The sequence below is a fragment of the Streptomyces boluensis genome (genome assembly GCF_009908195.1).
In the GTDB taxonomy this organism is placed as follows: domain Bacteria; phylum Actinomycetota; class Actinomycetes; order Streptomycetales; family Streptomycetaceae; genus Streptomyces; species Streptomyces boluensis.
Genome location: NZ_JAAAHS010000022.1, coordinates 15,417 through 40,721 on the forward strand (window position 1 = coordinate 15,417; position 25,305 = coordinate 40,721).

Annotated in this window: 18 protein-coding genes and 5 tRNA genes; 10 read left to right on the top strand and 13 right to left on the bottom strand. The window is 69.9% G+C overall.

Annotated elements, in window-relative coordinates:
- The first annotated feature begins 1 nt into the window (after position 1).
- Positions 2-718, top strand: a complete 717-nt coding sequence (gene ndgR, locus GUY60_RS05350) for an IclR family transcriptional regulator NdgR (protein WP_161694304.1) — start codon at positions 2-4, stop codon at positions 716-718.
- A 261-nt stretch (positions 719-979) separates the two neighbouring features.
- On the opposite strand, the gene GUY60_RS05355 is transcribed toward ndgR, so the two are convergent.
- From GUY60_RS05355 to GUY60_RS05395, 9 genes are all read right to left on the bottom strand, one after another.
- Positions 980-1,052 (bottom strand) — tRNA-Glu (locus GUY60_RS05355).
- Positions 1,053-1,076: 24 nt separating this feature from the next.
- Positions 1,077-1,148: transfer RNA gene (locus tag GUY60_RS05360), tRNA-Gln, on the bottom strand.
- Positions 1,149-1,169: 21 nt separating this feature from the next.
- Positions 1,170-1,242: transfer RNA gene (locus tag GUY60_RS05365), tRNA-Glu, on the bottom strand.
- A gap of 63 nt (positions 1,243-1,305) precedes the next feature.
- Positions 1,306-1,378: transfer RNA gene (locus GUY60_RS05370), tRNA-Glu, on the bottom strand.
- A gap of 41 nt (positions 1,379-1,419) precedes the next feature.
- Positions 1,420-1,491, bottom strand: a tRNA-Gln gene (locus GUY60_RS05375).
- 87 nt (positions 1,492-1,578) lie between these two features.
- On the bottom strand, positions 1,579-2,316 hold the full coding sequence (locus tag GUY60_RS05380) for an HAD family hydrolase (protein ID WP_161694306.1): 738 nt from the start codon (positions 2,314-2,316) through the stop codon (positions 1,579-1,581).
- Between the two features lie 72 nt (positions 2,317-2,388).
- The gene (gene gltX, locus GUY60_RS05385) at positions 2,389-3,867 is read right to left on the bottom strand and encodes a glutamate--tRNA ligase (protein WP_161694308.1); all 1,479 of its coding nucleotides are present in this window, start codon (positions 3,865-3,867) and stop codon (positions 2,389-2,391) included.
- Positions 3,860-4,648, bottom strand: coding sequence for a fumarylacetoacetate hydrolase family protein (locus tag GUY60_RS05390; protein WP_161694310.1), 789 nt, complete (start codon positions 4,646-4,648; stop codon positions 3,860-3,862). Before GUY60_RS05390 ends, gltX begins: the two co-directional genes overlap by 8 nt.
- Positions 4,649-4,727: 79 nt before the next feature.
- Entirely contained in the window at positions 4,728-4,922 is a 195-nt protein-coding gene (locus tag GUY60_RS05395) for a hypothetical protein (protein ID WP_161694312.1), read from the bottom strand.
- A gap of 560 nt (positions 4,923-5,482) precedes the next feature.
- Here GUY60_RS05395 and GUY60_RS05400 point away from each other — a divergent pair.
- The 8 genes from GUY60_RS05400 (at position 5,483) to GUY60_RS05435 (ending at position 16,010) form a co-directional block, all read left to right on the top strand.
- Complete coding sequence (locus tag GUY60_RS05400) at positions 5,483-9,208, top strand: sensor histidine kinase (protein ID WP_161694314.1); 3,726 nt, start codon at positions 5,483-5,485, stop codon at positions 9,206-9,208.
- Positions 9,209-9,217: 9 nt separating this feature from the next.
- Positions 9,218-9,631: a roadblock/LC7 domain-containing protein gene (locus tag GUY60_RS05405; RefSeq protein ID WP_187369938.1), complete on the top strand. Its 414-nt coding sequence runs from the start codon at positions 9,218-9,220 to the stop codon at positions 9,629-9,631.
- 89 nt (positions 9,632-9,720) lie between these two features.
- On the top strand, positions 9,721-10,125 hold the full coding sequence (locus GUY60_RS05410; protein ID WP_161694318.1) for a DUF742 domain-containing protein: 405 nt from the start codon (positions 9,721-9,723) through the stop codon (positions 10,123-10,125).
- The gene (locus tag GUY60_RS05415) at positions 10,106-10,687 is read left to right on the top strand and encodes a GTP-binding protein (RefSeq protein WP_161694320.1); all 582 of its coding nucleotides are present in this window, start codon (positions 10,106-10,108) and stop codon (positions 10,685-10,687) included. Before GUY60_RS05410 ends, GUY60_RS05415 begins: the two co-directional genes overlap by 20 nt.
- 356 nt (positions 10,688-11,043) lie before the next feature.
- Positions 11,044-14,286 (top strand): sensor histidine kinase, encoded by a 3,243-nt coding sequence (locus tag GUY60_RS05420; protein ID WP_161694322.1) that lies wholly within the window; start codon positions 11,044-11,046, stop codon positions 14,284-14,286.
- Between the two features lie 10 nt (positions 14,287-14,296).
- Complete coding sequence (locus GUY60_RS05425) at positions 14,297-14,710, top strand: roadblock/LC7 domain-containing protein (protein ID WP_161694336.1); 414 nt, start codon at positions 14,297-14,299, stop codon at positions 14,708-14,710.
- 105 nt (positions 14,711-14,815) lie between these two features.
- Complete coding sequence (locus GUY60_RS05430; RefSeq protein WP_376771160.1) at positions 14,816-15,448, top strand: DUF742 domain-containing protein; 633 nt, start codon at positions 14,816-14,818, stop codon at positions 15,446-15,448.
- Positions 15,429-16,010, top strand: coding sequence for a GTP-binding protein (locus GUY60_RS05435; RefSeq protein ID WP_161694326.1), 582 nt, complete (start codon positions 15,429-15,431; stop codon positions 16,008-16,010). The genes GUY60_RS05430 and GUY60_RS05435 overlap by 20 nt, the downstream gene beginning before the upstream one ends.
- Before the next feature lie 275 nt (positions 16,011-16,285).
- Here the strand turns inward: GUY60_RS05435 and GUY60_RS05440 are convergent, their stop codons facing one another.
- The 4 genes from GUY60_RS05440 to GUY60_RS05455 form a co-directional block, all read right to left on the bottom strand.
- Complete coding sequence (locus tag GUY60_RS05440) at positions 16,286-16,489, bottom strand: acyl-CoA carboxylase subunit epsilon (protein WP_161694328.1); 204 nt, start codon at positions 16,487-16,489, stop codon at positions 16,286-16,288.
- 31 nt (positions 16,490-16,520) lie between these two features.
- The gene (locus GUY60_RS05445) at positions 16,521-18,104 is read right to left on the bottom strand and encodes an acyl-CoA carboxylase subunit beta (protein ID WP_161694330.1); all 1,584 of its coding nucleotides are present in this window, start codon (positions 18,102-18,104) and stop codon (positions 16,521-16,523) included.
- 163 nt (positions 18,105-18,267) lie between these two features.
- A complete protein-coding gene (locus GUY60_RS05450; protein ID WP_161694332.1) occupies positions 18,268-20,604 on the bottom strand; it encodes a polysaccharide lyase 8 family protein in 2,337 nt (778 codons plus the stop codon).
- A gap of 3 nt (positions 20,605-20,607) precedes the next feature.
- Positions 20,608-24,450: an endo-alpha-N-acetylgalactosaminidase family protein gene (locus GUY60_RS05455; protein WP_161694334.1), complete on the bottom strand. Its 3,843-nt coding sequence runs from the start codon at positions 24,448-24,450 to the stop codon at positions 20,608-20,610.
- A gap of 250 nt (positions 24,451-24,700) precedes the next feature.
- Between GUY60_RS05455 and GUY60_RS05460 the strand changes: the two genes are divergently transcribed.
- Positions 24,701-25,300: a YceI family protein gene (locus GUY60_RS05460; RefSeq protein WP_161694335.1), complete on the top strand. Its 600-nt coding sequence runs from the start codon at positions 24,701-24,703 to the stop codon at positions 25,298-25,300.
- Positions 25,301-25,305: the final 5 nt, after the last annotated feature.

Below are 25,305 nucleotides of genomic sequence, written 5' to 3' on the forward strand. Positions count from 1 at the left end.
CATGGACAACTCTAGCGGCGTTGGCGTCCTCGACAAGGCAGCCCTTGTCCTGGGCGCCCTGGAGTCCGGTCCGGCCACCCTCGCGGGCTTGGTCGCGGCCACCGGGCTCGCACGACCTACTGCACATCGTCTCGCTGTCGCCCTCGAGCACCACCGCATGGTGGCGAGGGACATGCAGGGCCGGTTCATCCTCGGCCCGCGGCTCGCCGAACTGGCGGCCGCGGCCGGTGAGGACCGCCTGCTCGCCACGGCGGGGCCGGTACTGACCCATCTCCGCGACGTGACCGGCGAGAGCGCCCAGCTCTACCGCCGCCAGGGCGACATGCGCATCTGCGTCGCCGCGGCGGAGCGCCTGTCCGGACTGCGGGACACGGTCCCGGTGGGCTCCACGCTCACCATGAAGGCCGGTTCCTCGGCCCAGATCCTGATGGCCTGGGAGGAGCCGGAGCGCCTGCACCGCGGCCTCCAGGGCGCCCGTTTCACGGCCACGGCCCTCTCGGGGGTACGCCGCCGTGGCTGGGCCCAGTCGATCGGTGAGCGCGAGCCGGGCGTCGCCTCGGTGTCGGCGCCGGTGCGTGGCCCGTCCAACCGTGTGGTCGCCGCCGTCTCGGTCTCCGGACCGATCGAGCGCCTGACCCGGCACCCGGGCCGGATGCACGCCCAGGCGATCATCGACGCCGCGGGCCGCCTCTCGGAGGCGCTGCGCCGCACCAGCTGACCTTCCGCACCGTTCTGGTCCGGGTCCGCCTCAACGCCGCGGCGGACCCGGCACCGGCGAGTACGCGAACGTCCTGGGGCAGCGGCCTCAACTCGCTTCACCACACGCCCGGTTCACGACCGAGGGTCTCAACGGAACGTGCCGCGGCCGCCGTTGACACCGTCCACCCGAACTGCCCGGCGGAACCCGCCAGTTGCCTCGTACCAACTCGTACCAAGCGAAGAGGCCCTCCGCACGGATGCGGAGGGCCTCTTCGATGCGTACCCCCGACCGGATTCGAACCGGCGCTACCGCCTTGAGAGGGCGGCGTGCTAGGCCGCTACACAACGGGGGCTAGCTTTACTGCACTTGTACTGCGCTGGGCTACCAGGACTCGAACCTAGAACAACGGAACCAGAAACCGCCGTGTTGCCAATTACACCATAGCCCACTGGTGGTTTAGACCAGAGAGTACCCCCGACCGGATTCGAACCGGCGCTACCGCCTTGAGAGGGCGGCGTGCTAGGCCGCTACACAACGGGGGCCCTAGCGATCCTGCATTGAAGTCAGCGGGTGCGACCCATAGCTGTCCTCACGGGAAGGATCTGTACCCCCGACCGGATTCGAACCGGCGCTACCGCCTTGAGAGGGCGGCGTGCTAGGCCGCTACACAACGGGGGCCTTGCGGATACATGATCCGCGGCACAGATAAGCTCTGCGAGCTGGCCTACCAGGACTCGAACCTAGACTAACGGAACCAGAAACCGTCGTGCTGCCAATTACACCATAGGCCACCAAAACGCAAATCCCCTTGGGGGTTTTTGTTTGGGTTTGCGCTTCCCGCTTGGCCTGCCGGCCCGGCGAGCGGCGCAGGAAGAACATTACCCGAAGGTGGACGGCGCTCCAAAACGGGTATCAGCGGCCAGCAGGCCGGGCAGCTCCGCGAGCCCGGTGATCCGCCGTACGCCGCGCGGGACTTCGGCCGTCGGCGGCTCGGCGGCGCTGCGGTCCAGCCAGATCCCGAGCAGCCCGGCGTCGTGTGCGCCCCTGGCGTCGATCTCCGGCTGGTCCCCCACGTACGCCACTTCGGCGGGGTCGAGGGCGAGCGTGGCGCAGGCGGCGTGGAAGGCCTCGGGTGCGGGCTTGGCGACGCCGAGTTGGACCGCGCAGAGCAGCGCCTCGAAGCGGTCGCGTACGCCGAGGGCGCGGAGTTTTCGCTCCTGCTGGTCGGCGTGGGCGTTGGAGAGGACGGCGTGCCGGTAGCCGTCGGCGAGGGCGTCGAGGGTGGGGACGGTGTCGGGGAAGAGGGCCCAGGCGGCTTCGTAGTGACCGATGTAACGGCGGAACCAGGCGTCGGATGCGTTGTCGGAGAGGGCCGGGTCGTCGAGGAAGTCGCGGACGCGGTCGTTCCGCTGGGTGACGAAGTCCACTTCCCCGGCGCTGAAACGGTCCCAGTGCCGCTGCGTGGTCGTCTTCCAGTGGGCGAGGGCGTCGGTGGCGGTGCCGTAGCGGGAGAGGATCCCTTCGGCTTCCAGGTGGGCCCGCATACCGAGGGTGTCCGCAGTGCCGTAGTCGAAGATCGTGTCGTCGATGTCCCAGAGGACGGCTTTGATCGGCATGGGTCGACCGTACGGCGAAGGGCCCGGAAGCCGGGTGGCTTTCGGGCCCTTCGTCGTGCGTGCGGGGTGTGGTCAGGCGGTGAGCTTCGCCAGGGTCGCGTCGATGCGCTGGAGGGTGCGGTCCTTGCCCAGGATCTCCAGGGACTCGAAGAGGGGCAGGCCGATCGTGCGGCCGGTGACGGCTACGCGGACCGGGGCCTGGGCCTTGCCGAGCTTGAGGCCGTGCTCCTCGCCGGCGGCCAGGACGGCCTCCTTGAGGGACTCGGGGGAGGTCCAGTCGGCCGCTTCGAGCTTGGCGCGGGCCGTGGTGAGGAGGGCCACCGGGTCGCCCTTGCCCATCGCCTTGGTCCACGAGGCCTCGTCCTCGACGGGCTTGTCGAGGAAGAGGAAGTCGACGTTCTCCGTGATCTCGGAGAGGACCTTGATACGGGTCTGGGCGTGCGGGGCGATGGCTTCCCAGGCGGCCTGGTCGAAGTCCTCGGGGGCCCAGTTGGCGTGCGGGGCCGTCAGCCAGGGCTCGCAGGCCGTGGCGAACGCCTTCACGTCCAGCATGCGGATGTGGTCGGCGTTGATCGCCTCGGCCTTCTTCAGGTCGAAGCGGGCCGGGTTGGCGTTGACGTCCGCGACGTCGAACTTCTCGATCATTTCCTTGATCGTGAAGACGTCCTGGTCGGCGGAGAACGACCAGCCGAGCAGCGAGAGGTAGTTGAGCAGTCCCTCGGGGAGGAAGCCGCGCTCGCGGTAGAGGTTGAGGTTGGCCTGCGGGTCGCGCTTGGAGAGCTTCTTGTTGCCCTCGCCCATCACGTACGGCAGGTGCCCGAAGGTGGGGATCTCCTTGGCGACGCCGAGCTCGATCAGCGCCTTGTACAGGGCGATCTGGCGCGGGGTCGAGGAGAGCAGGTCCTCGCCGCGCAGGACGTGGGTGATCTCCATCAGGGCGTCGTCGACCGGGTTGACCAGGGTGTACAGCGGGGCGCCGTTGGCGCGCACGATGCCGTAGTCCGGGACGTTCTCCGGGGTGAAGGTGAGCTCGCCGCGGACCGCGTCCGTGAAGGTGATCGGCTCGTCGGGCATCCGGAAGCGGATGATGTGCGCGCGGCCCTCCGCCTCGTACGCCTGCTTCTGCTCGGCGGTGAGGGTGCGGCAGGTGCCGTCGTAACCGGAGGGCTTGCCGGCGGCGCGGGCGGCCTCGCGGCGGGCGTCCAGTTCCTCGGTGGTGCAGTAGCAGGGGTAGGCGTACCCGCCGTCGATCAGCTTCCGCGCGACGTCCTTGTAGATGTCCATGCGCTGCGACTGGCGGTACGGGGTGTGCGGGCCGCCGACCTCGGGGCCCTCGTCCCAGTCGAAGCCCAGCCAGTGGAACGAGTCGAGGAGCTGCTCGTACGACTCCTCCGAGTCGCGGGCCGCGTCCGTGTCCTCGATGCGGAAGACCAGCTGGCCGCCGGTGTGGCGGGCGTACGCCCAGTTGAAGAGGGCGGTACGGACCAGGCCCACGTGGGGGTTGCCGGTCGGGGAGGGACAGAAACGTACGCGGATGCTCGCGTTAGCCACGCTTGATCACCTTGTTGGTGAGAGTGCCGATGCCTTGGATGGTGACGGCGACCTCGTCGCCGACGTTGAGGGGGCCGACCCCGGCCGGGGTGCCGGTCAGGATCACGTCTCCGGGGAGGAGCGTCATCGCCTCGGTGATGTTGACGATCAGGTCCTCGATGGAGTGGATCATCTGGCTCGTCGAACCGAGCTGGCGCTGCTCGCCGTTGACCGTGCACTGGATCGCCAGGTCGCCGGTGTCCAGTTCGGTCTCGACCCAGGGGCCGATGGGGCAGGCCGTGTCGAAGCCCTTGGCCCTGGCCCACTGCTTCTCGCGGCGCTGCACGTCGCGGGCCGTGACGTCGTTGGCGCAGGTGTAGCCGAAGATGACGTCCTTGACGCGCTCGCGCGGGACCTCGCGGCACATGCGGCCGATGACCACGGCCAGTTCGGCCTCGTGGTGCAGCTCGCTGGAGAAGGCGGGGTACTCGATGGCGTCGCCGGAGCCGATCATCGAGGTGGTCGGCTTGAGGAAGGCGAAGGGCTCCTCGGGGACCTCGTTGCCGAGTTCCCGCGCGTGGTCGGCGTAGTTGCGCCCGAAGGCGACGATCTTGTTGCCGATCACGGGGGGCAGCAGCCGGACCTTGCTGAGCGGGAGCTTGACCCCGCTCAGCTCGAAGTCGGCGTACGGAATGCCCTTGATGACGTCGAGGACGAGTTCGCCCTCCTTGCCGGGGGCGGGGTCGCCCTCGACCGCGCCGAAGGCGACATTGCCGTCGATGGAGAACCTGGCGATGCGCACGGAATGCGGCCCCTCTGCTTGCGGTGCCTGGAGACTGACGCTCCAGGCTAACGCGCTCAGGGGGGTTGACCTCGCGGTGTTACTCCGCGGCCGCGGTGACCGGGGCGACCATCAGGACCGTGCGGCGGGGGTTGGCCGTGTTGGTCGGGAGTTCCGTGAGTTCGGACTGTTCCGGCTGCTGCGGGGCCGCCTGCAGTTCGTCGGCGTCCTTCAGGTGCGCCAGGGTGGTGCGCCGCGGGTTGGCTATGTTGCGGAACATCATCGTCGTCTTCACGGCGGCTTCGACCTCTTGGATCTCGGGGCGGGGGTTGACGGTTCGGCCATCCCTGTAAAGCGTCAGGCTAAACATTTGAATTCCCCGCAAAGCCGTGAACTCCCCTGGATCTTCATGTGAGTTTGCTCACGAGCTGACGGACGTAGCGGACAGAACGGGCGACTTACGGACGGGATCGGAAGGGACATTCCGGTACTGAAGCGCCGATTCCGCTCCCGATCATGGCGACTGGGACACCCTGCGCACGGAGGCGAGTCGCACGTAAAAGCCCGATATGGCCGGGATGGGGCTCGACATCTTGTAACCCCTCGCTCACCCGCTGTCACGGAGGTCACAGCCCGGCAGCGGGGCTTGTTGGAGATCCGGCACTGTGCTGGAATTCCCGGGAACCGCCGCAGGTATGAACCGGCGCGCACGGGCGCAACGCAGCGTCGAGTGGCGGTGGGAAAGGGGGAGACGCGCCGGTCACTCAAGACCACCGGGGTCCTTCGGGCTCCACGACGCCGACACCGTCCCACCGTCTGTGCGGAGGGGCGCCTGGTCCAGAGGTTGCGACGCTAGTGCAGGGACGTTTCAAGAGGGAAGGCAGCGCTGCGGCGGAGCCGGAGCTGCGCGGCGCGACTGGCCCCGTGGCCGGCAACTCCTCGCCGAGCGACGCCAAGGGCTCCGACGGCGGCCGCGGTACAGGTGTGCCCAAGGGCGGTACGTCCAAGCCGGCCACCCCGAAGGCATCGACCGGCGCCGGCTCACGAATAGCGCTGCGCAACTGGCGTATCTCCACCCGTCTCGTGTCCCTGCTCGCCCTGCCCGTGGTCGCCGCGACCACCCTCGGCGCCATCCGTATCAGCGACTCCGTCGACGAGATGGAGCAGCTTGACCGGATGAAGCTGCTCACCGACATGACGAACGAGGCCACCAAGCTGGCCTCCGCGCTGCAGGACGAGCGCGACCAGTCGGCGGGCCCCCTCGCACACGGCGCCAAGCCCACCGACTTCACCGTCCGGGGCGCGCGCGGCAAGACCGATCAGGCCCGTGACTCGTTCCTGCAGGGCACGTCGGACATCGACGACGCCCGCGGCGACCAGGCGATCGACTCCATCCGCGAGAACGTCGTACAGATCTCCACCCAGCTCCGCGTCCTCAAGGACATCCGGCGCGACGCGTACAAGAACGGGCTGCCCACCTCGCAGACCGTCGCCAGCTACAACCAGCTGATCGAGCAACTGCTCGGCCTCTCCCGGGACATGGCCCTCGCGACCAGTAACCCGGAGATGATCCAGCGCACCCGTACGCTCGCGGCGTTCTCCTCCGCCAAGGAGTACGCGTCGGTGCAGCGCGCCGTGATCTCGGCTGCGCTCCCGCCGAACAAGACCGAGTTCGGCAAGCTCTCCGACAACGACCGGCTTTACGCTCTCTCCGCGCTGCGCAACGAGAAGTCGGAGCTCACCAGCTTCCAGCGGGCCTACGAGGGCACCGGCGGCAACGCGGCCGAGCTGATGAAGCCGCTCGACGACAGCAACGCCGTCATCAAGGACGCCGACGACTACGCGGCCCGCGTCCTGGAGAGCCCCAACGGCCTGAAGAACCGCGAGAAGCGGTCCTACCGGGACTGGAACGACGCCTCCACCGCCAAGCTCCGGCAGATGGCGCTGATCGAGACGACGCTCCTCGGCGACATGGAGCAGGAGGCCCGCAAGCTGCGCGACGAGTCGCAGCGCGAGGCGATCTTCAACGGTGCGCTGATCCTGCTGGTCCTCGGCGTCTCGCTCGTCGGCGCGTTCGTCGTGGCCCGCTCCATGATCCGCTCGCTGCGCCGGCTGCAGGACACCGCGACCAAGGTCGCCCAGGACCGGCTGCCCGACCTGGTCAAGCAGCTCTCCGAGGCCGACCCGCAGGACGTCGACACCTCCGTCGAGTCGGTCGGTGTGCACTCCCGGGACGAGATCGGCCAGGTGGCCACGGCCTTCGACGACGTGCACCGCGAGGCCGTCCGGCTCGCCGCCGAGCAGGCCCTGCTGCGGGGCAACGTCAACGCGATGTTCACCAACCTCTCGCGGCGTTCGCAGGGTCTTATCCAGCGTCAGCTGTCCCTGATCTCCGAGCTGGAGTCGCGTGAGGCTGATCCCGATCAGCTGTCGTCCCTCTTCAAACTCGACCACCTCGCGACCCGCATGCGTCGTAACGGTGAGAACCTCCTCGTCCTCGCAGGTGAGGAGCCGGGGCGTCGCTGGACCCGGCCGGTCCCGCTGGTCGACGTGCTCCGCGCCGCCGCCTCCGAGGTGGAGCAGTACGAGCGCATCGAGCTGGCCGCCGTACCGACCTCCGAGGTCGCCGGTCGTGTCGTCAACGACCTCGTGCACCTGCTCGCCGAGCTCCTGGAGAACGCCACCTCGTTCTCCTCGCCGCAGACCAAGGTCAAGGTCACCGGTCACGCGCTGCCCGACGGGCGGGTGCTGATCGAGATCCACGACACCGGTATCGGCCTCTCCCCCGAGGACCTCGCCGCGATCAACGAGCGGCTCGCGTCGCCGCCCACCGTGGACGTCTCGGTCTCGCGCCGCATGGGTCTGTTCGTGGTCGGCCGCCTTTCGCAGCGGCACGGCATCCGCATCCAGCTCCGCCCCTCCGACTCGGGTGGTACGACCGCCCTGGTCATGCTCCCCGTCGATGTCGCCCAGGGCGGCAAGAAGGTGCCGAGCAAGGGCGGTGCGCCCGCGCCGACCGGTGGTCCCGCCGCCGCCCAGGCCGCGGCCGGTGTCGCCGCCGCACGCCGCGGTACGCCGAGCCCCGGTTCCGGTGGCGGTCTGCTCGCCGGTGGTACGGCTCCCCGTGGCCAGGTCGCGGGCTCCGGTCCGCGGGCCGCGCTGCCCAGCCGTGACAGCGGTCCCGGCCAGGCGCCGGGTGGTCAGCCGCAGGGCACCGCACCGCGCGGTACGCAGGGACCCGCGGGCCAGTTGCCGTCGCGCCCCGGTGCCGGTGAGCCGCAGAACCGTCCGGCCGACCCGCAGGGCCGGCCCGGTGTCGGTGACGCGCTCACCGGTGGTCAGCGCTCCGACGTGTTCGGCGGCCCGCGTGCCGCGCAGCCTTCCGGTCCGGCCGGGGACGCCCCCGTACCGCCGCGTGCGCGGGGCGAGCAGGGGCGTGGCCGTCCGGAGTCCGGTCAGCCGCAGCTGCCGCCGCGCGGTGCGCCGCGTGCCGAGCTGCCCGGCGGGAACCCGCAGCCCCGGTCCTCCTGGGGCGCCGAGGCCCCGCAGCAGCGTCCCGCGCTCGACGCGCCCCGTGAGCACCAGGAGGCCGACGCCACCGCGCAGTTCGGCCGGGTCGACGGCGACGAGCGGCAGGGCCCCGGCTCCACCGCGCAGTTCGCCCGGCCCGACTTCGACGCCCCGCGTCCGGACAGCGCCGCGCAGCAGACCTCCGTACCGCAGCAGCCCGGACCCGAGTCGATCGGACCCGAGGCGCTCGGGCCCGAGGCGAACGGCCCTGGTTCGACCGGCCAGTTCGCCCGGCCGGAGCTTCAACAGGCGGGCGACAGCGGCCAGTTCGCGCGTCCCGAGCCGCAGCGGTCCGCGCCCGAGCAGCGTCCGGTGGCCGAGCTGCCGCAGGCGCCGCTCGGCGGCGGTGCCCGCAACGGCGCCCGTGACACCGGTGAGCACCAGGTGCCGCGGCCGCCCGAGGAGCCGCGTCAGGCGCCGCAGCCGCAGCGTCACGACCCGCTGACGGGCAGCATCGCCGAGCTGCCGCCCGCCGGTCCCGGTGACGGTCGTACGCCGCTGTTCGACACCCTGGAGACCAACTGGTTCCACGGGCAGCAGCAGGCGCAGCAGCACGGCCAGCAGCAGGGCCAGCAGCAGGGCCAGCACCCGGACCAGGGGCAGCAGGCGCCGCAGAACGCCCCGCAGAACGGCGGCCGGTCCGCCGGTCCCGGCCGGAGCCCCGAGCAGCAGGCGCCGGCGGCCCCGCCGATGCCGCCCGCTCCCCCGGCCGCGCCCGCCAACTGGCGTACCTCGCCCAACGACGAGCTCGGCCGCCAGGCCGAGCGTGTGAAGCAGCCTTCGGCAGGCGGGGTCACCACCTCGGGCCTGCCGCGCCGGGTGCCGCGAGCGAACCTCGTGGCCGGTACGGCGGAGCAGCAGCAACAGCAAGGCGGACCCCAGGTGTCGCGCGCGCCCGACGACGTGCGTGGCCGCCTCACCAACCTCCGCCGCGGCATCCAGCAGGGCCGCGATGCCGGAACCGGCCAGACCGGCAGTTTCCGCAGCCCCTCTCACCAGCAGGAGCGTTAGTTGAGTCCGATGAGCCAGGCGGCGCAGAATCTGAACTGGTTGATCACCAACTTCGTGGACAACACCCCCGGGGTGTCCCACACGGTGGTGGTGTCGGCCGACGGTCTGCTGCTCGCGATGTCCGAAGGCTTCCCGCGTGACCGCGCCGACCAACTGGCGGCGGTCGCCTCGGGTCTGACCTCGCTGACGGCGGGCGCGTCCCGCATCTTCGAGGGCGGCCCGGTCAACCAGACCGTGGTGGAGATGGAGCGCGGCTTCCTCTTCCTCATGTCCATCTCCGACGGCTCGTCCCTCGCGGTGCTCGCGCACCCGGAGTGCGACATCGGCCTCGTCGGATACGAGATGGCGCTCCTGGTCGACCGGGCGGGCACCGTGCTCACCCCCGACCTGCGCGCCGAGCTCCAGGGAAGCCTGCTGCACTAGTCAGGAGCGCACCACCACCGTCAAGGCCCGTCCCCCACCGGCCAAGTCAGACGGCACGCCGACCACTTGCTGTCCCGCCCGGAGGATCCATGACCCCGCCCACCGCCCCTCACGATCCGTACGGAGCCCAGTCTTCCTACGGCGTTGAGGGCGACCAGCCGCTGGTGCGTCCGTACGCGATGACCGGCGGCCGGACCAGGCCGCGCTACCAGCTCGCCATCGAGGCGCTGGTGAGCACGACGGCCGACCCGGCCCAGCTGATGGGGTTGCTCCCCGAGCACCAGCGGATCTGCCACCTGTGCCGCGAGGTCAAGTCGGTGGCCGAGGTGTCCGCGCTCCTTTCCATGCCTCTCGGGGTGGCCCGGATTCTGGTCGCGGACCTCGCCGAGGCCGGACTCGTGGCCATCCACCAGCCCGGCGGCGATGAGAACGCCGGCGGCCAGCCAGACGTGACACTGCTCGAAAGGGTGCTCAGTGGACTTCGAAAGCTCTAGCGGCGGCGCAACCCGCTCCACCACCAGCGCGAAAATCGTGGTGGCGGGCGGCTTCGGCGTGGGCAAGACCACGTTCGTCGGCGCCGTCTCGGAGATCAACCCGCTGCGCACGGAAGCAGTCATGACGTCAGCGTCGGCCGGAATCGACGACCTGACGCACACCGGCGACAAGACCACGACGACGGTCGCCATGGACTTCGGCCGCATCACCCTCGACCAGGACCTGATCCTCTACCTGTTCGGCACCCCCGGACAGGACCGCTTCTGGTTCATGTGGGACGACCTCGTCCGCGGCGCCATCGGTGCCGTCGTGCTCGTCGACACCCGTCGTCTCGCCGACTGCTTCCCGGCCGTGGACTACTTCGAGAACAGCGGCCTGCCGTTCGTCATCGCGCTCAACGGGTTCGAAGGGCACCAGCCCTACAACCCGGACGAAGTCCGCGAAGCGCTGCAGATCGGGCCCGACACCCCGATCATCACCACCGACGCCCGGCACCGCGGCGACGCCAAGTCGGCGCTCATCACCCTCGTCGAGCACGCGCTGATGGCCCGGTTGCGATAGCGCGTACGACTCAAGTCGGCCACTCTGTACGGAAGTTGCCGTAGCCACCACGGAGCGGGCTGTGTCCTTTGACACGGCCCGCACGGGTGTTCATAACGTTTCGACAGAGAATTGCCCTGTCGCCAACACAGCTCGCATTCACGCGGTACCGCTGTGCTGATATCGCTCTGGCCATTTGCCGGGCCTCGATGTTTATGCCCGTTTTATCTGAGGCCCACGTCACCCGGAACCAGCACGTCGCACTGTTTGGTGGAGCCACCGCTGACGTGCTCAAATTCGCTGAACTGCCCAGTAGCAACGGGCGTGGAGACGAAGCGGCACGATGCAGGTGCCCTCGCCGAGAGGTTGTTGGTCGAGTGAGGCGAAGCAAGAACAGCCCCGAGCCGTCGGAACGGGGCAACTTCACCCCGCCGCAGCGAGGAGCGGCATCACCCGCACAGGCACCCGCGCCCGAACCGGCGCCCGTGTCCAGCGGTAGCAAGCTCTCGCCCCGCAACTGGCGTGTGCCCACCAGGCTGAACGCCATTCTCCTCATACCCGTGGTCGTCGCCATCGTGATGGGCGGCTTCCAGGTCAAGGGTTCCATTGACACGTGGAACGAGGCCGAGGACGCGGAGAAGACCGCGCTGATCGTGCGCGCCGCCGAGAACTACGGCCAGGCGCTGCTCAACGAACGTGACATATCCGCCGCCCCGCTGCTGCTCGGCAAGGGCGACGGCGGCGCGGTCGAGAAGGCCCGCGCCGCCACCGACGCCGCCAAGGCGGAGTTCGACGACGTCGTCGCGGACATGCCGGAGAAGCAGGGCCTGGAGCGCCGCCTCTCCCTCTTCAAGAAGAACGAGTCGAGCCTCGCCAACCTGCGCAAGACCGCGTACACCCGCGCCATGGACCCGGTGAAGACCGAAGAGGGTTACGTAGTCGTCCAGCACTCCCTGATGGAGTTCGCGAACGAGCTCGGCCTCGGCACCGGCAACATCACCAGCTACGGCCGGACCGTGTACGCCGTCTCCCTCGCCAAGGCCTCCGTCTCCCTGCAGCGGTCCATCGGCACCCACCTGATCGTCCGCCCCGCCTCGGATCGCGCGACCCTCGAGGCCCAGTCGACGGCGTTCAGCTCGTACGCGTACCTGGAGAAGATCGCCATCGGCGAGTACGTCTCCGCCGGTACCGAGCAGGACTACAAGGACCTGACCGGGATGCTGCGCGGCAAGCAGACGGAGGGCAAGAAGAAGCTCGCCGCCGCCGCCCGCGAGGCCAAGGCGAACGGCCAGCGGTTCAAGGCCCCGCCGTCCCCCGACGCGATGGTCAAGCTGATCGGCAGCGGCGCGAAGCCCGCCACGCTGCGGGCGCAGGGCGTCACCCCCGAGGCCTGGTTCGCGACCACCACCGCGAAGTTCGACGGTTACCGCGAGATCGAGACCGAGCTGATCGACAAGGCGGTCGCCGAGTCCGCGCAGATCGCGAACGACGCCGAGCGGGACGCCTACATCAACGGCGCGGTCGTACTCGGCGCCGTACTCCTCGCGTTCCTCATCGCCGGCCTCATGGCCCGCCAGATGAGCCGCAACATGCTCAAGCTGCGTACCGCCGCCTTCGGCATCGCCGAGCAGCGGCTGCCGATGCTGGTCGACCAGCTCTCGCGCACCGAGCCCGGCCGGGTCGACACCCGGGTCCAGCCCATCCCGATCAACACCCGGGACGAGATCGGCGAGGTCGCCCGCGCCTTCGACCAGGTGCACCGCGAGGCCGTCCGGCTCGCCGCCGAGCAGGCGCTGCTGCGGGGCAACGTCAACGCGATCTTCACCAACCTGTCGCGCCGCAACCAGTCGCTGATCGAGGGCCAGTTGACCCTCATCACCGACCTGGAGAACAACGAGGCCGACCCGGACCAGCTGGAGAACCTCTTCAAGCTGGACCACCTGGCGACCCGTATGCGCCGCAACGGCGAGAACCTCCTGGTCCTCGCCGGCGAGGAGCCGGGCCGCCGCTGGGACCAGCCGGTCCCGCTGGTCGACGTGCTGCGCGCCGCCTCCTCCGAGGTGGAGCAGTACGAGCGTGTCGAGCTGTCCGGCGTCCCGGAGGCCGAGATCCACGGCCGCGCGGTCACCGACCTCGTACACCTGCTCGCCGAGCTCCTGGAGAACGCCACGTCGTTCTCCTCGCCGCAGACCAAGGTCCGCGTCACCGCGACCCGGCTGCCCGACGGCCGCGTGATGGTCGAGATCCACGACAAGGGCATCGGCCTCACCGCCGAGGACTTCGCGGACATCAACCACAAGCTGGCCAACCCGCCGACCGTGGACGCCGCGATCTCGCAGCGCATGGGCCTGTTCGTGGTCGGCCGCCTGGCCGACCGGCACAGCGTCCGGGTCCAGCTCCGCCCCTCCGGCGAGCAGGCGGGCACCACGTCCCTGGTCATGCTCCCCGACGCGATCACGCACGGCGGCGGCGGCAACGACCTGCCGGAGAGCGAGTTCACGGTCTCCCGGATCGTGCCCGAGCAGGACCAGGCGTACCAGGCCCCGCCGCTGCGCACCGCCGCCGAACTCGGCTTCGACGACAGCCGCTACGGCGAGGGCTCCCCCGCGAACGACCCGATGGACCGCTCGCTGTTCCAGGCCGAGCGCCGCCCCGCCCTCGAGCAGCAGCCCGAGGACCGCCCGCTGTTCCGCGACGAACTCGCCCAGGAGCAGGGCTACGAGCAGAACGCCCCTGCGTACGAGCAGAACGCCCCCGCGTACGACCAGCAGCCGCAGGCGTACGAGGAGCACAGCGGGTACGCGCAGGAGCAGGACGGGTACGCGCAGCAGCAGCACGGCGGCTTCCCGCAGCAGCCCGCGTACGACCAGGGCTACGCCCCTCAGGGCGGCGGCTACGACGAGTATCCGGAATCCGGATATGCGGAACCTGGCTACGACGACGGGTACTCCGCAAGGCAGTCGGGCCAGGATGCGTACGCCGACTACAACGGGCAGACGCAGCAAGGTGATTGGCAGCGGCAGGCTCCCGCGACGGATGCTTTCGGTAACGCTTACGAGACAGAAGCGGAATCTGCTCCTGGCGCTTCTGAAGGCGACCGGGACCGTGTAGGTTTCGACCGTCAGGGACCTGCGCCTTCGGCTGTGCACGAGCTGACCGACGCGGGTCTGCCGCGCCGCGGCGGTGTACCCGCGGGCAACGGCAACCAGGGCGCGGGCGGCGAGCAGTGGCCGTCGGCGTCGGGCCAGGACACTCCCCCACAGCCGCACGCGGAAGACGCGCCCGCAGGGCCCGCCGACGCTGCCGGTGCCGGCGACGACTGGCGTTCCGCCAACGACGACCGCTGGCAGCGTGCCGAGCAGCTCCGGCAGCCCAGGGCGGGCGGGGTCACCACCTCGGGACTGCCGCGCCGGGTTCCCAAGGCCAACTTGGTCGAGGGCACGGCGGAGCAGACCCCGCAGGGTGGGCCGCAGATCTCCCGTGCCCCTGAGGACGTGCGTGGCAGGCTGAGCAACCTGCGGCGCGGTGTTCAGCGGGGACGCGACGCAGGAAGTGACTCGAACGGCCAGGCCACTGGTGAACACAGTGGGCCTGGTGGCAACTACAACCAGGAGCGTTAGTGTGAGCCCGATGAGCCAGGCGGCGCAGAACCTGAACTGGTTGATCACCAACTTCGTGGAGAACACCCCCGGTGTCTCCCACACGGTGGTGGTCTCCGCCGACGGACTCCTTCTGGCTATGTCCGAAGGGTTCCCGCGTGACCGTGCCGACCAGCTGGCGGCGGTCGCTTCCGGTCTGACCTCGCTGACGGCGGGCGCGTCCCGCATCTTCGAGGGTGGCAGCGTGAATCAGACAGTTGTGGAGATGGAGCGAGGATTTCTCTTCCTCATGTCCATCTCCGACGGTTCCTCCCTTGCCGTACTCGCGCACCCCGAAGCGGACATCGGTCTCATCGGGTACGAGATGGCACTTCTCGTCGACCGGGCGGGCACCGTGCTCACCCCCGACCTGCGGGCCGAGCTCCAGGGAAGCCTTCTCGGTTAGTTCTCAACTAGCAGACAGGCGGTGCGTTTTCGCGTCCCGGGGCCTTAAAGTTCGGGACGCGGCACCACAGTGATGGATGCCAGGCACAGTCGGAGGAGGAAGCACGTGGCAAGTGGCGCAACACCCCCAGAGGGTTCGTCTTCGGCCAACTGGTCTTACGGCCAGGACCGAGGCGGCCAGGGCGGCGAGGGTTCGCCCAACCGCTACAACTTCCCCTCCGCACCCAGCCGTCGGCAGCAGCAGCCTTACTCCCCGCCGCAGCGCGCGCAGCAGCCGTACGACCAACAGCGGCCTCCGGCGCCGCGCAGTCCGTACGAGCAGCAGCAGGCGCCGCGTATCCAGCCCGTGCAGCCGCATCAGCGTCCCGCTGAGCCGCCGCAGCCGGCCGGGGGCGCGCACAACCCGCTCGTCCGTCCGTACGCCATGACGGGCGGCCGGACCAGGCCGCGGTACCAGCTCGCCATCGAGGCGCTGGTGCACACCACGGCGCAGCCGCATCAGCTCCAGGGCCAACTGCCCGAGCACCAGCGGATCTGCAACCTGTGCCGAGAGATCAAGTCCGTCGCTGAGATCTCGGCACTGCTCTCCATCCCCCTCGGGGTGGCCCGGATTCTGGTCGCGGACCTCGCCGAGGCCGGACTCGTGGCCATCCACCAGCCCGGCGGCGACGAGAACGCCGGCGGCCAGCCAGACGTGACACTGCTCGAAAGGGTGCTCAGTGGACTTCGAAAGCTCTAGCGGCGGCGCAACCCGCTCCACCACCAGCGCGAAAATCGTGGTGGCGGGCGGCTTCGGCGTGGGCAAGACCACGTTCGTCGGCGCCGTCTCGGAGATCAACCCGCTGCGCACGGAAGCAGTCATGACGTCAGCGTCGGCCGGAATCGACGACCTGACGCACACCGGCGACAAGACCACCACCACCGTCGCCATGGACTTCGGCCGCATCACCCTCGACCAGGACCTGATCCTCTACCTGTTCGGCACCCCCGGACAGGACCGCTTCTGGTTCATGTGGGACGACCTGGTGCGGGGTGCGATCGGTGCGATCGTCCTTGTCGACACGCGGCGTCTGGCGGACTGTTTCCCGGCGGTGGACTACTTCGAGAACTCCGGGCTGCCGTTCGTGATCGCGCTCAACGGGTTCGAAGGGCACCAGCCCTACAACCCGGACGAGGTGCGGGAGGCTCTGCAGATCGGGCCTGACACTCCGATCATCACGACGGATGCGCGGCATCGTGCCGATGCGAAGTCGGCTCTGATCACGCTGGTCGAGCATGCGCTCATGGCTCGCCTGCGGTAGCGCTTCCGCTTCAACTTCTGGTCCCGCGCCCCTGGTTGGGGGTGCGGGACTTTTTGTTTCCCCTCCCCGCCCCTTCCCGAAAGTCCTCGCCGGACGGGCCTCCTCAATCGCCGGAGGGGCTATCTATTAGCCCCTCCGGCGATTGAGGAGCGGGGTCCGGGGCGGAGCCCCGTGGCTGTCCGCAGGACTTTCGGGAAGGGGCGGGACTGGGGAAAAAGCAAGAGCCCCCGCCACGACGTGCGTGACGGGGGCCCGAGGAGCCGGAAGGCAGACGCTCAGTCCTGCCAGCTGTGCGGGGCACGGAAGCCCGGCGTGCGTTCCAGGCGGCGCCAGCCGGCCTTCGTACGGCCGCGGTGCGCGACAACGGGCTCCGGCTGAGCCGCGGCGCGGGCCATCAGGACGGCGGTGATGGCCGCCAGCTCCTCCGGCTCCGCGTGGCCCTTCTCGACCCGCAGCAGGTGATCAGTGGGAGTGCTCATGAGTTCGGGGTCTCCGTAACGTGTGAGGCGGTTACTGCGGGGGGTTGCCGTGCTTGCGGGACGGCAGGTCCGCGTGCTTGTTGCTGAGCATCGCCAGGGACGCGATCAGCACCTCGCGGGTCTCCGCCGGGTCGATGACGTCATCGACGAGGCCGCGTTCGGCGGCGTAGTACGGGTGCATCAGCTCGGCCTTGTACTCCTTGACCATGCGCGCCCGCATCGCCTCCGAGTCCTCGGCCTCCGCGATCTGGCGGCGGAAGATCACGTTCGCGGCGCCCTCGGCGCCCATGACCGCGATCTCGTTGGTCGGCCAGGCGTACGTGAGGTCCGCGCCGATGGACTGCGAGTCCATGACGATGTACGCACCTCCGTACGCCTTGCGCAGGATCAGCGAGATACGCGGCACCGTGGCGTTGCAGTACGCGTAGAGCAGCTTCGCGCCGTGGCGGATGATGCCGCCGTGCTCCTGGTCGACGCCTGGCAGGAAGCCCGGCACGTCCAACAGCGTCACGATCGGGATGTTGAAAGCATCGCACATCTGGACGAAACGGGCAGCCTTCTCGGAGGCCTCGATGTCCAGGACGCCCGCGAGGGACTGCGGCTGGTTGGCGACGATGCCGACGACCTGGCCGTCGAGGCGGGCAAGCGCGCAGACGATGTTGCGGGCCCAGCGCTCGTGGATCTCCAGGAAGTCGCCGTCGTCGACGAGCTCCTCGATGACCTTGTGCATGTCGTACGGCCGGTTGCCGTCGGCCGGGACCAGGTCGAGCAGCACGTCCGAGCGCCGGTCGGCCGGGTCGTCCGAGGGGGTCACCGGCGGGTTCTCGCGGTTGTTGGAGGGCAGCATCCCGATGAGGTACCGGACCTCGGCGATGCAGGTCTCCTCGTCGTCGTACGCGAAGTGCGCGACGCCGGAGGTCTCCGCGTGCACGTCGGCGCCGCCGAGGCCGTTCTGCGTGATCTCCTCGCCCGTCACCGCCTTGACGACGTCAGGACCGGTGATGAACATCTGCGAGGTCTCGCGGACCATGAACACGAAGTCCGTCAGGGCGGGCGAGTACGCCGCGCCGCCCGCGCACGGGCCGAGCATCACGCTGATCTGCGGGATGACGCCGGACGCCTTGGTGTTGCGCTGGAAGATGCCGCCGTATCCGGCGAGCGCGCTGACGCCTTCCTGGATACGGGCGCCCGCGCCGTCGTTCAGGGAGACCAGCGGCGCACCGGCCGCGATGGCCATGTCCATGATCTTGTGGATCTTCGTCGCGTGCGCCTCACCCAGCGCGCCGCCGAAGATCCGGAAGTCGTGCGCGTAGACGAAGACCGTGCGGCCGTCGACCGTGCCCCAGCCGGTGATCACACCGTCCGTGTACGGCTTCTTGCTCTCCAGGCCGAACCCTGTCGCCCGGTGCCGGCGCAGCTGCTCGACCTCCTTGAACGTTCCCGGGTCGACGAGCAGCTCTATGCGCTCGCGGGCGGTGAGCTTGCCCTTGGCGTGCTGGGCGGCGGTCGCCTTCTCGCTGGGGCCCGCCGTCGCCTTGGCGCGGATCTCGTGCAGCTCGGCCACGCGGCCGCGAGCGTCTGCGGGCTCACCCGGGGTGTCGTCCAAAACGGTCATGTAGTGACCATACGAAGCCGACCAAGGGAAACGGGCCGTCGACTCCTCACAGTCTCCGGCCCGTTTTCCTGGTACCCCCGGACAGACACCCTCGGCAGTGCAGCTGAAGTGACTGCTCAGGGGGCGGTCGCCTTGTGGGGGTCCCACAAATATGGTGCTCGGTTCAGCTGAGAGTCACCTCACAGCGGTGGCTGCTCCCCGCTGTGCCCGGGGTGATCCGGAGCCGCAGTTCCTTGCCGGTGGCGAGGACCTCGACGGTCGGGTCGGCGGCTGTGACGCGGGCCGCCGGGTGGTGCCAGACGAGTTCCACGGGGCGTCCGGTGCGGCTCGGCTCGCTGACGGTGAGGTCTGCCGTGCTTCCCCGGCGGCGCAGCAGCACGCTCGCGGGTCCGTCGGCGGTGAGCGGCCCCACCGTACCGGCCTTCCAGAAGTTCGCGGCGGTCAGGCCCAGGGAGCGGACGGAGACGGCCTGGCGGGCGTTGTCGTTGGCGAGGACGGACAGCCAGTCGCGGTCGGCGGCGCGGGCCGCGAGGGCGCGCTGTCCCGCGCCGGGCATCAGCAGGTAGGCGTACGAGGCGTCGGTGGGGTCGGTGCCGTGGTCGAACCACAGGGTCTGCCAGCGGCGGGTGCGGCGTTCCGTGGAGCTGGTGGTGTTGATGTCGGACCAGGCGCCGGTGCGGTCCTCGCGCAGCGTACGCAGTCGGCCGCCGGACGGGAAGACCCAGCCGCCGTGCCCTTCCAGATGGGCCCAACCCGCCTGCTGTGTGAAGGAGTTGGTGCCGGACTCGCCGAGGTTGCGGTTGTCCACGACCGTCTCGACGGGCACTCCGTCGCTCGCGGTGATGCCCGCACCCAGGCAGATCACCGTGTCGGCGGCGCAGAACCAGGACTTGCGGGCCGTCAGGGTCGAGCCGAGGCCCTTGAGGTGCTGGCCGACGGCGGCGAACTCGCCGTCGGTGGCGCCGCCGACCCACTGCGCGGCCGGCCGTGGCTCGCCCCACTCGCCGCCCGCCTTGTCGGCAAGTCGCTTGGTGGACACGGTGGTTCCGGGCAGCCGGCAGAAGTCGACGGTCGGCCAGAACCAGTCCGTGTACTGGTCCGACTTGCCCTCCGGCCCCCACCAATAGAGCATCCCCGCGCCGGTGTGCCAGCCGCGCGGGTTCTCGCCGTTGCCGCACTCGTAGTACGAGATCCGCTCCGAGGCCATCGAGATGTTCGCGCACCAGCCGGGCCTGCGGTGCACGGCCCGGTCCATGGCGGTGTACAGCTTGTGCGCCACGGGTTCGGGCGCGGCCGGTACGGAGGTGGCGGCGACCGCGTGCAGCCGGGCCAGGTCGTCGGTGTCGAACTGCCGCCCGGTGAGGATCGGGGAGACCGTGTCGCGGTCGATCCAGCCCTTCACCATGCCGTGCCAGCGGGCTTGCTCGGCGGGGCTCGCGCCCTGGGCGAGCAGCGCGATCGCGGCGATCAGGCCCTGGCCGTGGAAGTGGTCGGAGCGCATCACCTTGCGGTCGTCGGCCTTGAGGTAACCGCGGCTGATGGCACGGCCGTTGACGCTGTCCATCATCAGGCCGTCGTGGATGAGCGGCGCGAAGGCGTGCTCGACGCTGTCCAGGATGATCTGCTTCTTGGGGTCCTTGACCTCCCAGGTGGACCCGGCGAGCAGCGTGAAAAGGCGTCCGAGCCCGTCCATCAGGACCTGCCCGTACGTGCCCGCGTACGCGACCCAGGTGTGCTGCACGAACGAGCCGTCGGCGTAAAGACCGTCGCCCTTGGTGACGTACGGGAAGACCGGCGAGAGGGCGTCGCGCGCGAGGGCGACCTTCTCCGGTTTCCGGCCGAGGATGCCGCGCAGGGCGACCGAGCGGCACAGGTCGACGCGGTTGGCGCCGGTCGAGGTGCCGGTGTAGTCGCCGAGCATGGAGTCGGGGATGAAGTGGCCGACGGCCGCGAAGGCCGCTTCCCGCTGCGCCTCGGTGAGCTGGTCGTACAGGGCGGCGACGATGTCGAGGAGCAGGCGTGGGCTGCCTATCTGCCACTCCCACCAGTTGCCGTAGCGCGTGGTGGACGGGTTGTAGACGGTCGTCGCGAGGTGGTCGAGGCCGCGCACGATGTCGGCGAGCAGGCCCGCGTCGCCGGTGAGGCCGGTGCCCTCCTGGACGTGGGCGCGGGTCATCGTCCACAGGCGGCTGTAGCTCTGGGTGATCCCGGCGGGCGGGTCGAAGGCGTAGCCGGGCCAGAGGGAGTCGGCGGCGGGCGCCATCGTGTCGCGGAACCCGCGCGCGAGCTCGCCGGTCTCCTTGAGGCGGGCGGCGAAGGGCCCGGCGGCCGGGTCGTAGCCGGTGCCGAGCTGCACGGTGAGCCAGCGGGCTCTGAGCGCGTCGAACTCCTCCTCGGCGCTCACGGCGACGGCCGAAGCAGGCGGCCCGAGCACCCCCATCGCGGCCCCCGCCGCCGTGGCGGTCGTAGCTGTCAGGAACGTACGGCGTGTTGTCGGCACGTCTCAACCTCCGCAGTGGAAACGGGCGTTGCCCCAGTCGGCGTGGTCATTACCGTTGCCGTCGCCGCCGTCGCCCACAAGGAGTTCGACGTACTTGGCTCCGGTGACGTCGGCGGTGAGGCTGTGCGCCGGGTCGGTGGCCCTGAGGACCGGCGACTCGGCCTTGCTCGTGCCGTCGGCCGTGACACCGAACTGAACGCTGCCGCGCGTCGGTTGGGCCTCGTCGACGCCGACCTCGGCGGTGAACGAGGTGCACTTCCCGCCCAGGTAGTAGCGGATCTTCGCGGGTGCGTGGGTGCCGAGGCCCTTCTCGTACGACACCGAACCGATCTTCAGCGGGGTGCCGTCGCCGCTGCCCGTACCGCCGTTGGACAGGTCCCGCTCGACCGGCCCCCAGCCGTTCTCGGCGGCGGTCCAGTCCAGGTCGCTGGCCCAGGCGTCGGCGGTGGGCGGGGGCGGCAGCGTGCGCACCGAGGTCGTGCCGGTGACGCTCCGGGCGCCGTCGCCGGTGCGGTACGTGGCGTCGGCGGTGAGCTGGTACGTCCGGTACGCGGCGTCGGCGGGCGGGGTGACCTGCCAGGTCGCGGTTGCCCTTGCGCCGGGGGCGACCGGGTCGAGGGTGACCGGACCGGCGGGCTCGGCGGTCCAGCCCTCGGGCAGGCCGAGGGTGACCTTCAAGTCCTCGGCGGCGGTGGCCTCGTGATTGGTGAAGGTCGCGGTGACCTCGTTGGCCCGGCCCGGCTCCAGGACCTCCGCCTCCGGGCGCACCGTGAGGGTGGCGCAGGCGGCCTGTTCCTCGGCCGGGCCCAGGTCGGTGACGGTGAAGTCGTCCAGGACGAAGTCGGCGCTCTCGGGGGCGTCTTCGCGCATCCGCAGTCCGGTCCAGGTGTCGCCGCAGCCCGCCGTGACGCGCTGCTCGAAGTGGCCGGTGGTGCGCTGCTGCGGCAGCGGGGTGTGCCGGGTCTCGACGGAGGCGGGTCTGCCGTCCGCGAACTGGTCGTAGCCGGTGACCCATTCGAAGGCGCCCCCGTGCGAGGCCTGGTAGTCGAACTCGACCCGGTAGGCGCGCCCGTCCTTCATCGGCACGGTCGCCGGGGCCGTGCGGTACACGAGCCCCGTGTTGCCCTCATGCGTCTTCAGCGACTCGGAGCCGCCAAGCACATCGTCGACCAGCTTCGCGTTCCAGCCCGCCTGGGTGTACGGGGCGTGCTTCTGCGCGATGTGGGTGCGCGGGTCGTTGGCGCCGCCCGCCGGGCCCTTGAGGAAGGGGCCCCATCCCTGGTCGACGGCCTCGAAGTCCTCGTGGGCGACGGCCCCTTGGACGGTCGAGGGCGCGTTCGCGACGAGCCGTACGTCGTCCACGCGGACCGTGCCCGCGCCCTGGTCCGCGCCGACGCTGAGGGTGGTGCGGCCGTCGGCGGGCGCCGTGAACGTGACCTTGGCGCGCTGGAAGTACGTGCCGTGCCAGTCGCTGCCCCCGATGGTGTTCTCCACCGTGGAACGCTCGACGGTGACGTGCTCGCCGCCCGCCGAGAGCGTGGTCGGACGGGTGGTGCCGGGTTCGACCTCGATCCAGGCGGAGGCGGTGTAGCGCTTGCCGCCGGTCAGGCCGTCGATCTTCTGCGACACGGCTGCGGCGCCGGGCCCGGAGAGCTTGCCGTTGTTGCGGCCGAGGCTGTCGGTGTCCCGGTCGACGGTGCCGGTGGTGGTCCAGGCGTCGAGCCCCGCGTCGTTGAACCCGGGGTCGTCGACCGGGGTGCCCTCGCCCCACGCGGGGTCGGCGCGCTCGGGGGTGCGGTCGGCCGGGTAGAGGACGTACGGCCGGCCCTTGTCGGCCTTCAGGGTGAGCTTGCCGCCGGTGGCGGTGACCGTGCCGGTCTTCACCCGGCCGTTGTCGGTGAGCTCGTACACGGTGTACGCGGCGCCGTCGGAGGCGGCCCAACTCGTCGTACCACCGCCCTTGTTGTAGTGGTACAGCTTCTTGCCGCCGTCCCAGGGCAGCAGATACGCGTCGCCGTCGAGGACCTTGCGGCCGTCGTCGTAGAGCGTCCGGGTACCGTTCTCCACGGTGCCGTGGACACCGCCGGAGAAGTCGATGCGGTTCTCGGTCCACTTCTGGATCGTGTGGTGCTGGAGGAACTTGGCGGGCAGGTTCTTCTGCCAGACGTTGTCGGTGAACGCGCTGAAGTCGTTCTCGCCGGTCCAGCCCTCGAAGTCGACGAGGGAGGTCTGGCCGAGGATCGGGTGGTCGTTCCAGATGTCTTTCTCGCCGTTCCGGATGAACCGGATGATCCGCGAGTTGAGGCCCTTGTTGGTGGCGCCGCCGTAGTCCAGGTCGTTGGCCCAGTGCGACCAGAGCGAGTCGCGCTCGAACTTGTCGGCCCACTCGGTGGCCAGGTTCCAGCCCTGTTCCCGTACGGCCCTCGCGGTCTTCTCCGCGATCCAGCCGTGCGTGTAGTACACGTCGAGGTAGATGAGCGACAGGTTCCTGTCGGTCTCCTCGCGCAGCCGCTGGAAGCGTTCGGCCAGGTCACCGCTGTTGATGTCGCGCCGCTGGTCGATGTAATAGCTCTGGTTGAGCCAGTTCCAGCCGGGCTTGGACTTGTCGACGAGCTGTTCGTCGAAGGCCTTCGCCTCCGGGTAGGCCTCGGTGGCGTTGACATGTACGCCGAAGGTCGCGCCCCACTGCTTGCCGCCCTTGAGCAGCTTGTTGAGGTCGGTGAGGCCGCCGGCGCGCTTGTTGATGTTGCCGCCGTAGTCGGGGTGCGCGGAGTCGTGGCCCTCCGACGCGTACCCCTTGAGCAGCGCCAGCTGGCCGAGGCCGTCGGTCGCGAGGGAGACGCGTTTGACGTCGTCGAGGGTGCGCAGGAAGGGGTGCGTGGCCTGGCTGGCGAAGTTGAACGGGATGTGGGTGATCACCCGGTCCGGGGTCTGCTCGCCGCCGGGCGCCTTCACGCCGATCGAGCGGAACGCGACGGCCCCGTCCTGCCAGTCGACGGCCTTGTCCCCGTTGGCGTCGGGCGTGACGACGACCTTCGCCCAGGGCAGATCGTCCCGGTCCACCGTCCCGGCGCCCGCGCCCCGGTACGTCCACTGCCCGGACCAGACACCCACCCGGGTCTCGCCGCTCTCGGTCTTCCGCGCCTGGTGCCAGAACCGGGCGTCGTCGCCGCCGGTGGCGCCGCTCGGCTTGTCGTACGTCGAGTTGGACTCGACGGCCGCGGCGAGCCGCCCCGTATTGACGATCGCGTACGAGGCACCGGCCGGCGCACTCTCCGCCGGGGTGTCGGCGCCGACCTTCCCGAACACGTCGGCGGTCTTCGTGGAGTCCGGGTCGAGCCGGGTGAAGGCGGTCTCGGCGCCCTGGTCGGCGCTGCCCACCGAGACCAGGTCGTGCCCGGGGATGTCGAGCGTCCCGACCCGGAAGGCCTCGGTGTCCCGGACCGCGGTGATCCGGAACGCGGTGGCGCGCCCGTCGACGGAGAGCGTCGCGTCCAGTTGCACGCCGGGCAGGTCAGGGAAGGCGAGCGTGTACGCGGCCGAGTCCGCCTCGATGTCGGGGGCGCCCTCGACCCGTACGGCATACGCGGCGCCGTTGAGGACGACCTCGGTGACCGGGCGGGTGGAGCCGAGCAGGCGGGCGCCCGTGGCCCGGTCGGTGTAGGACGTGACGCGCGGGAAGTCGGCCGCGACCTCGACGTCGAGCTGCGGCGAGGAGATCACTTGCGCCTGGAGGGGCGGCGCACCGGAGGCGGCGGTGACCGGGCTCGGGGACACGACGGCGAGGGACGTGGCGGCGGCGAGCACGGCGCAGGCCGCGCGGATTCTTCGGGTTCGTCGGGACATGGTGCGTGGGTAGCGGCGCACCTCGTACGGGGTCAACGGGCCGGGGGTTTCCTGGTTCCGGCAGTCCAAGAAGTGGCGCGCTTCCGTCCAAGAGACACGGGTCCGGGAACCTCCTTCGCCATAGATGTTGAATGTTGAACTTAATCGCGCTACAGTGAATCTCGTTGAACATTCAACAGGTGTTCGACAGCCTGCTTCGGACTCGTCCGGAGCTCGTCCCCCTCAAGCTCGTCCCCCCAAGGAGCAGGTCATGGGCATCTTCGGCCGCAAGAACGACAGCACCGCCACCATCACCGCCGACGTCAACCCCGAGCTCGCAGCGCTCACCGGCGACTACTCGATCGACCCCTCGCACTCCAGCCTCGGCTTCACCGCCCGGCACGCGATGGTCACCAACGTGAAGGGCGCCTTCCTCGACTTCGAGGGCAGCCTCCAGCTGGACGGCTCGAACCCGGCGGCGTCCACCGCGAGCATCGACGTGAAGATGGACAGCATCGACACCGGTGCGGCCGACCGCGACGGTCACCTCAAGAGCGCCGACTTCTTCGACGCCGAGACCTTCCCCGCCATGTCCTTCCGCTCCACCTCGGCCGAGACCCGTGGCGGCGACGACTACCGGATCCACGGCGACCTGACCATCAAGGGCATCACGAAGCCCGTCGCCATCGACCTGGAGTTCAACGGCTCGGCCACGGACCCGTTCGGCAACGAGCGCGTCGGCTTCGAGGGCAAGGCCGAGATCCTGCGCTCCGACTGGGGCCTCACCTGGAACGCCGCGCTCGAGACCGGTGGCGTCCTGGTCTCGGACAAGATCAAGCTGAACTTCGACATCTCGGCGATCAAGAAGTAACGCAC

Bases quoted from the DNA above. Each gene is read 5' to 3' on its own strand.
- GUY60_RS05460 (WP_161694335.1), top strand. From the start codon at position 24,701: ATGGGCATCTTCGGCCGCAAGAACGACAGCACCGCCACCATCACCGCC.
- GUY60_RS05440 (WP_161694328.1), bottom strand. From the start codon at position 16,489: ATGAGCACTCCCACTGATCACCTGCTGCGGGTCGAGAAGGGCCACGCG.
- GUY60_RS05425 (WP_161694336.1), top strand. From the start codon at position 14,297: ATGAGCCAGGCGGCGCAGAACCTGAACTGGTTGATCACCAACTTCGTG.
- GUY60_RS05410 (WP_161694318.1), top strand. From the start codon at position 9,721: ATGACCCCGCCCACCGCCCCTCACGATCCGTACGGAGCCCAGTCTTCC.
- GUY60_RS05445 (WP_161694330.1), bottom strand. From the start codon at position 18,104: ATGACCGTTTTGGACGACACCCCGGGTGAGCCCGCAGACGCTCGCGGC.
- GUY60_RS05380 (WP_161694306.1), bottom strand. From the start codon at position 2,316: ATGCCGATCAAAGCCGTCCTCTGGGACATCGACGACACGATCTTCGAC.
- ndgR (WP_161694304.1), top strand. From the start codon at position 2: ATGGACAACTCTAGCGGCGTTGGCGTCCTCGACAAGGCAGCCCTTGTC.
- GUY60_RS05455 (WP_161694334.1), bottom strand. From the start codon at position 24,450: ATGTCCCGACGAACCCGAAGAATCCGCGCGGCCTGCGCCGTGCTCGCC.
- GUY60_RS05405 (WP_187369938.1), top strand. From the start codon at position 9,218: ATGAGCCAGGCGGCGCAGAATCTGAACTGGTTGATCACCAACTTCGTG.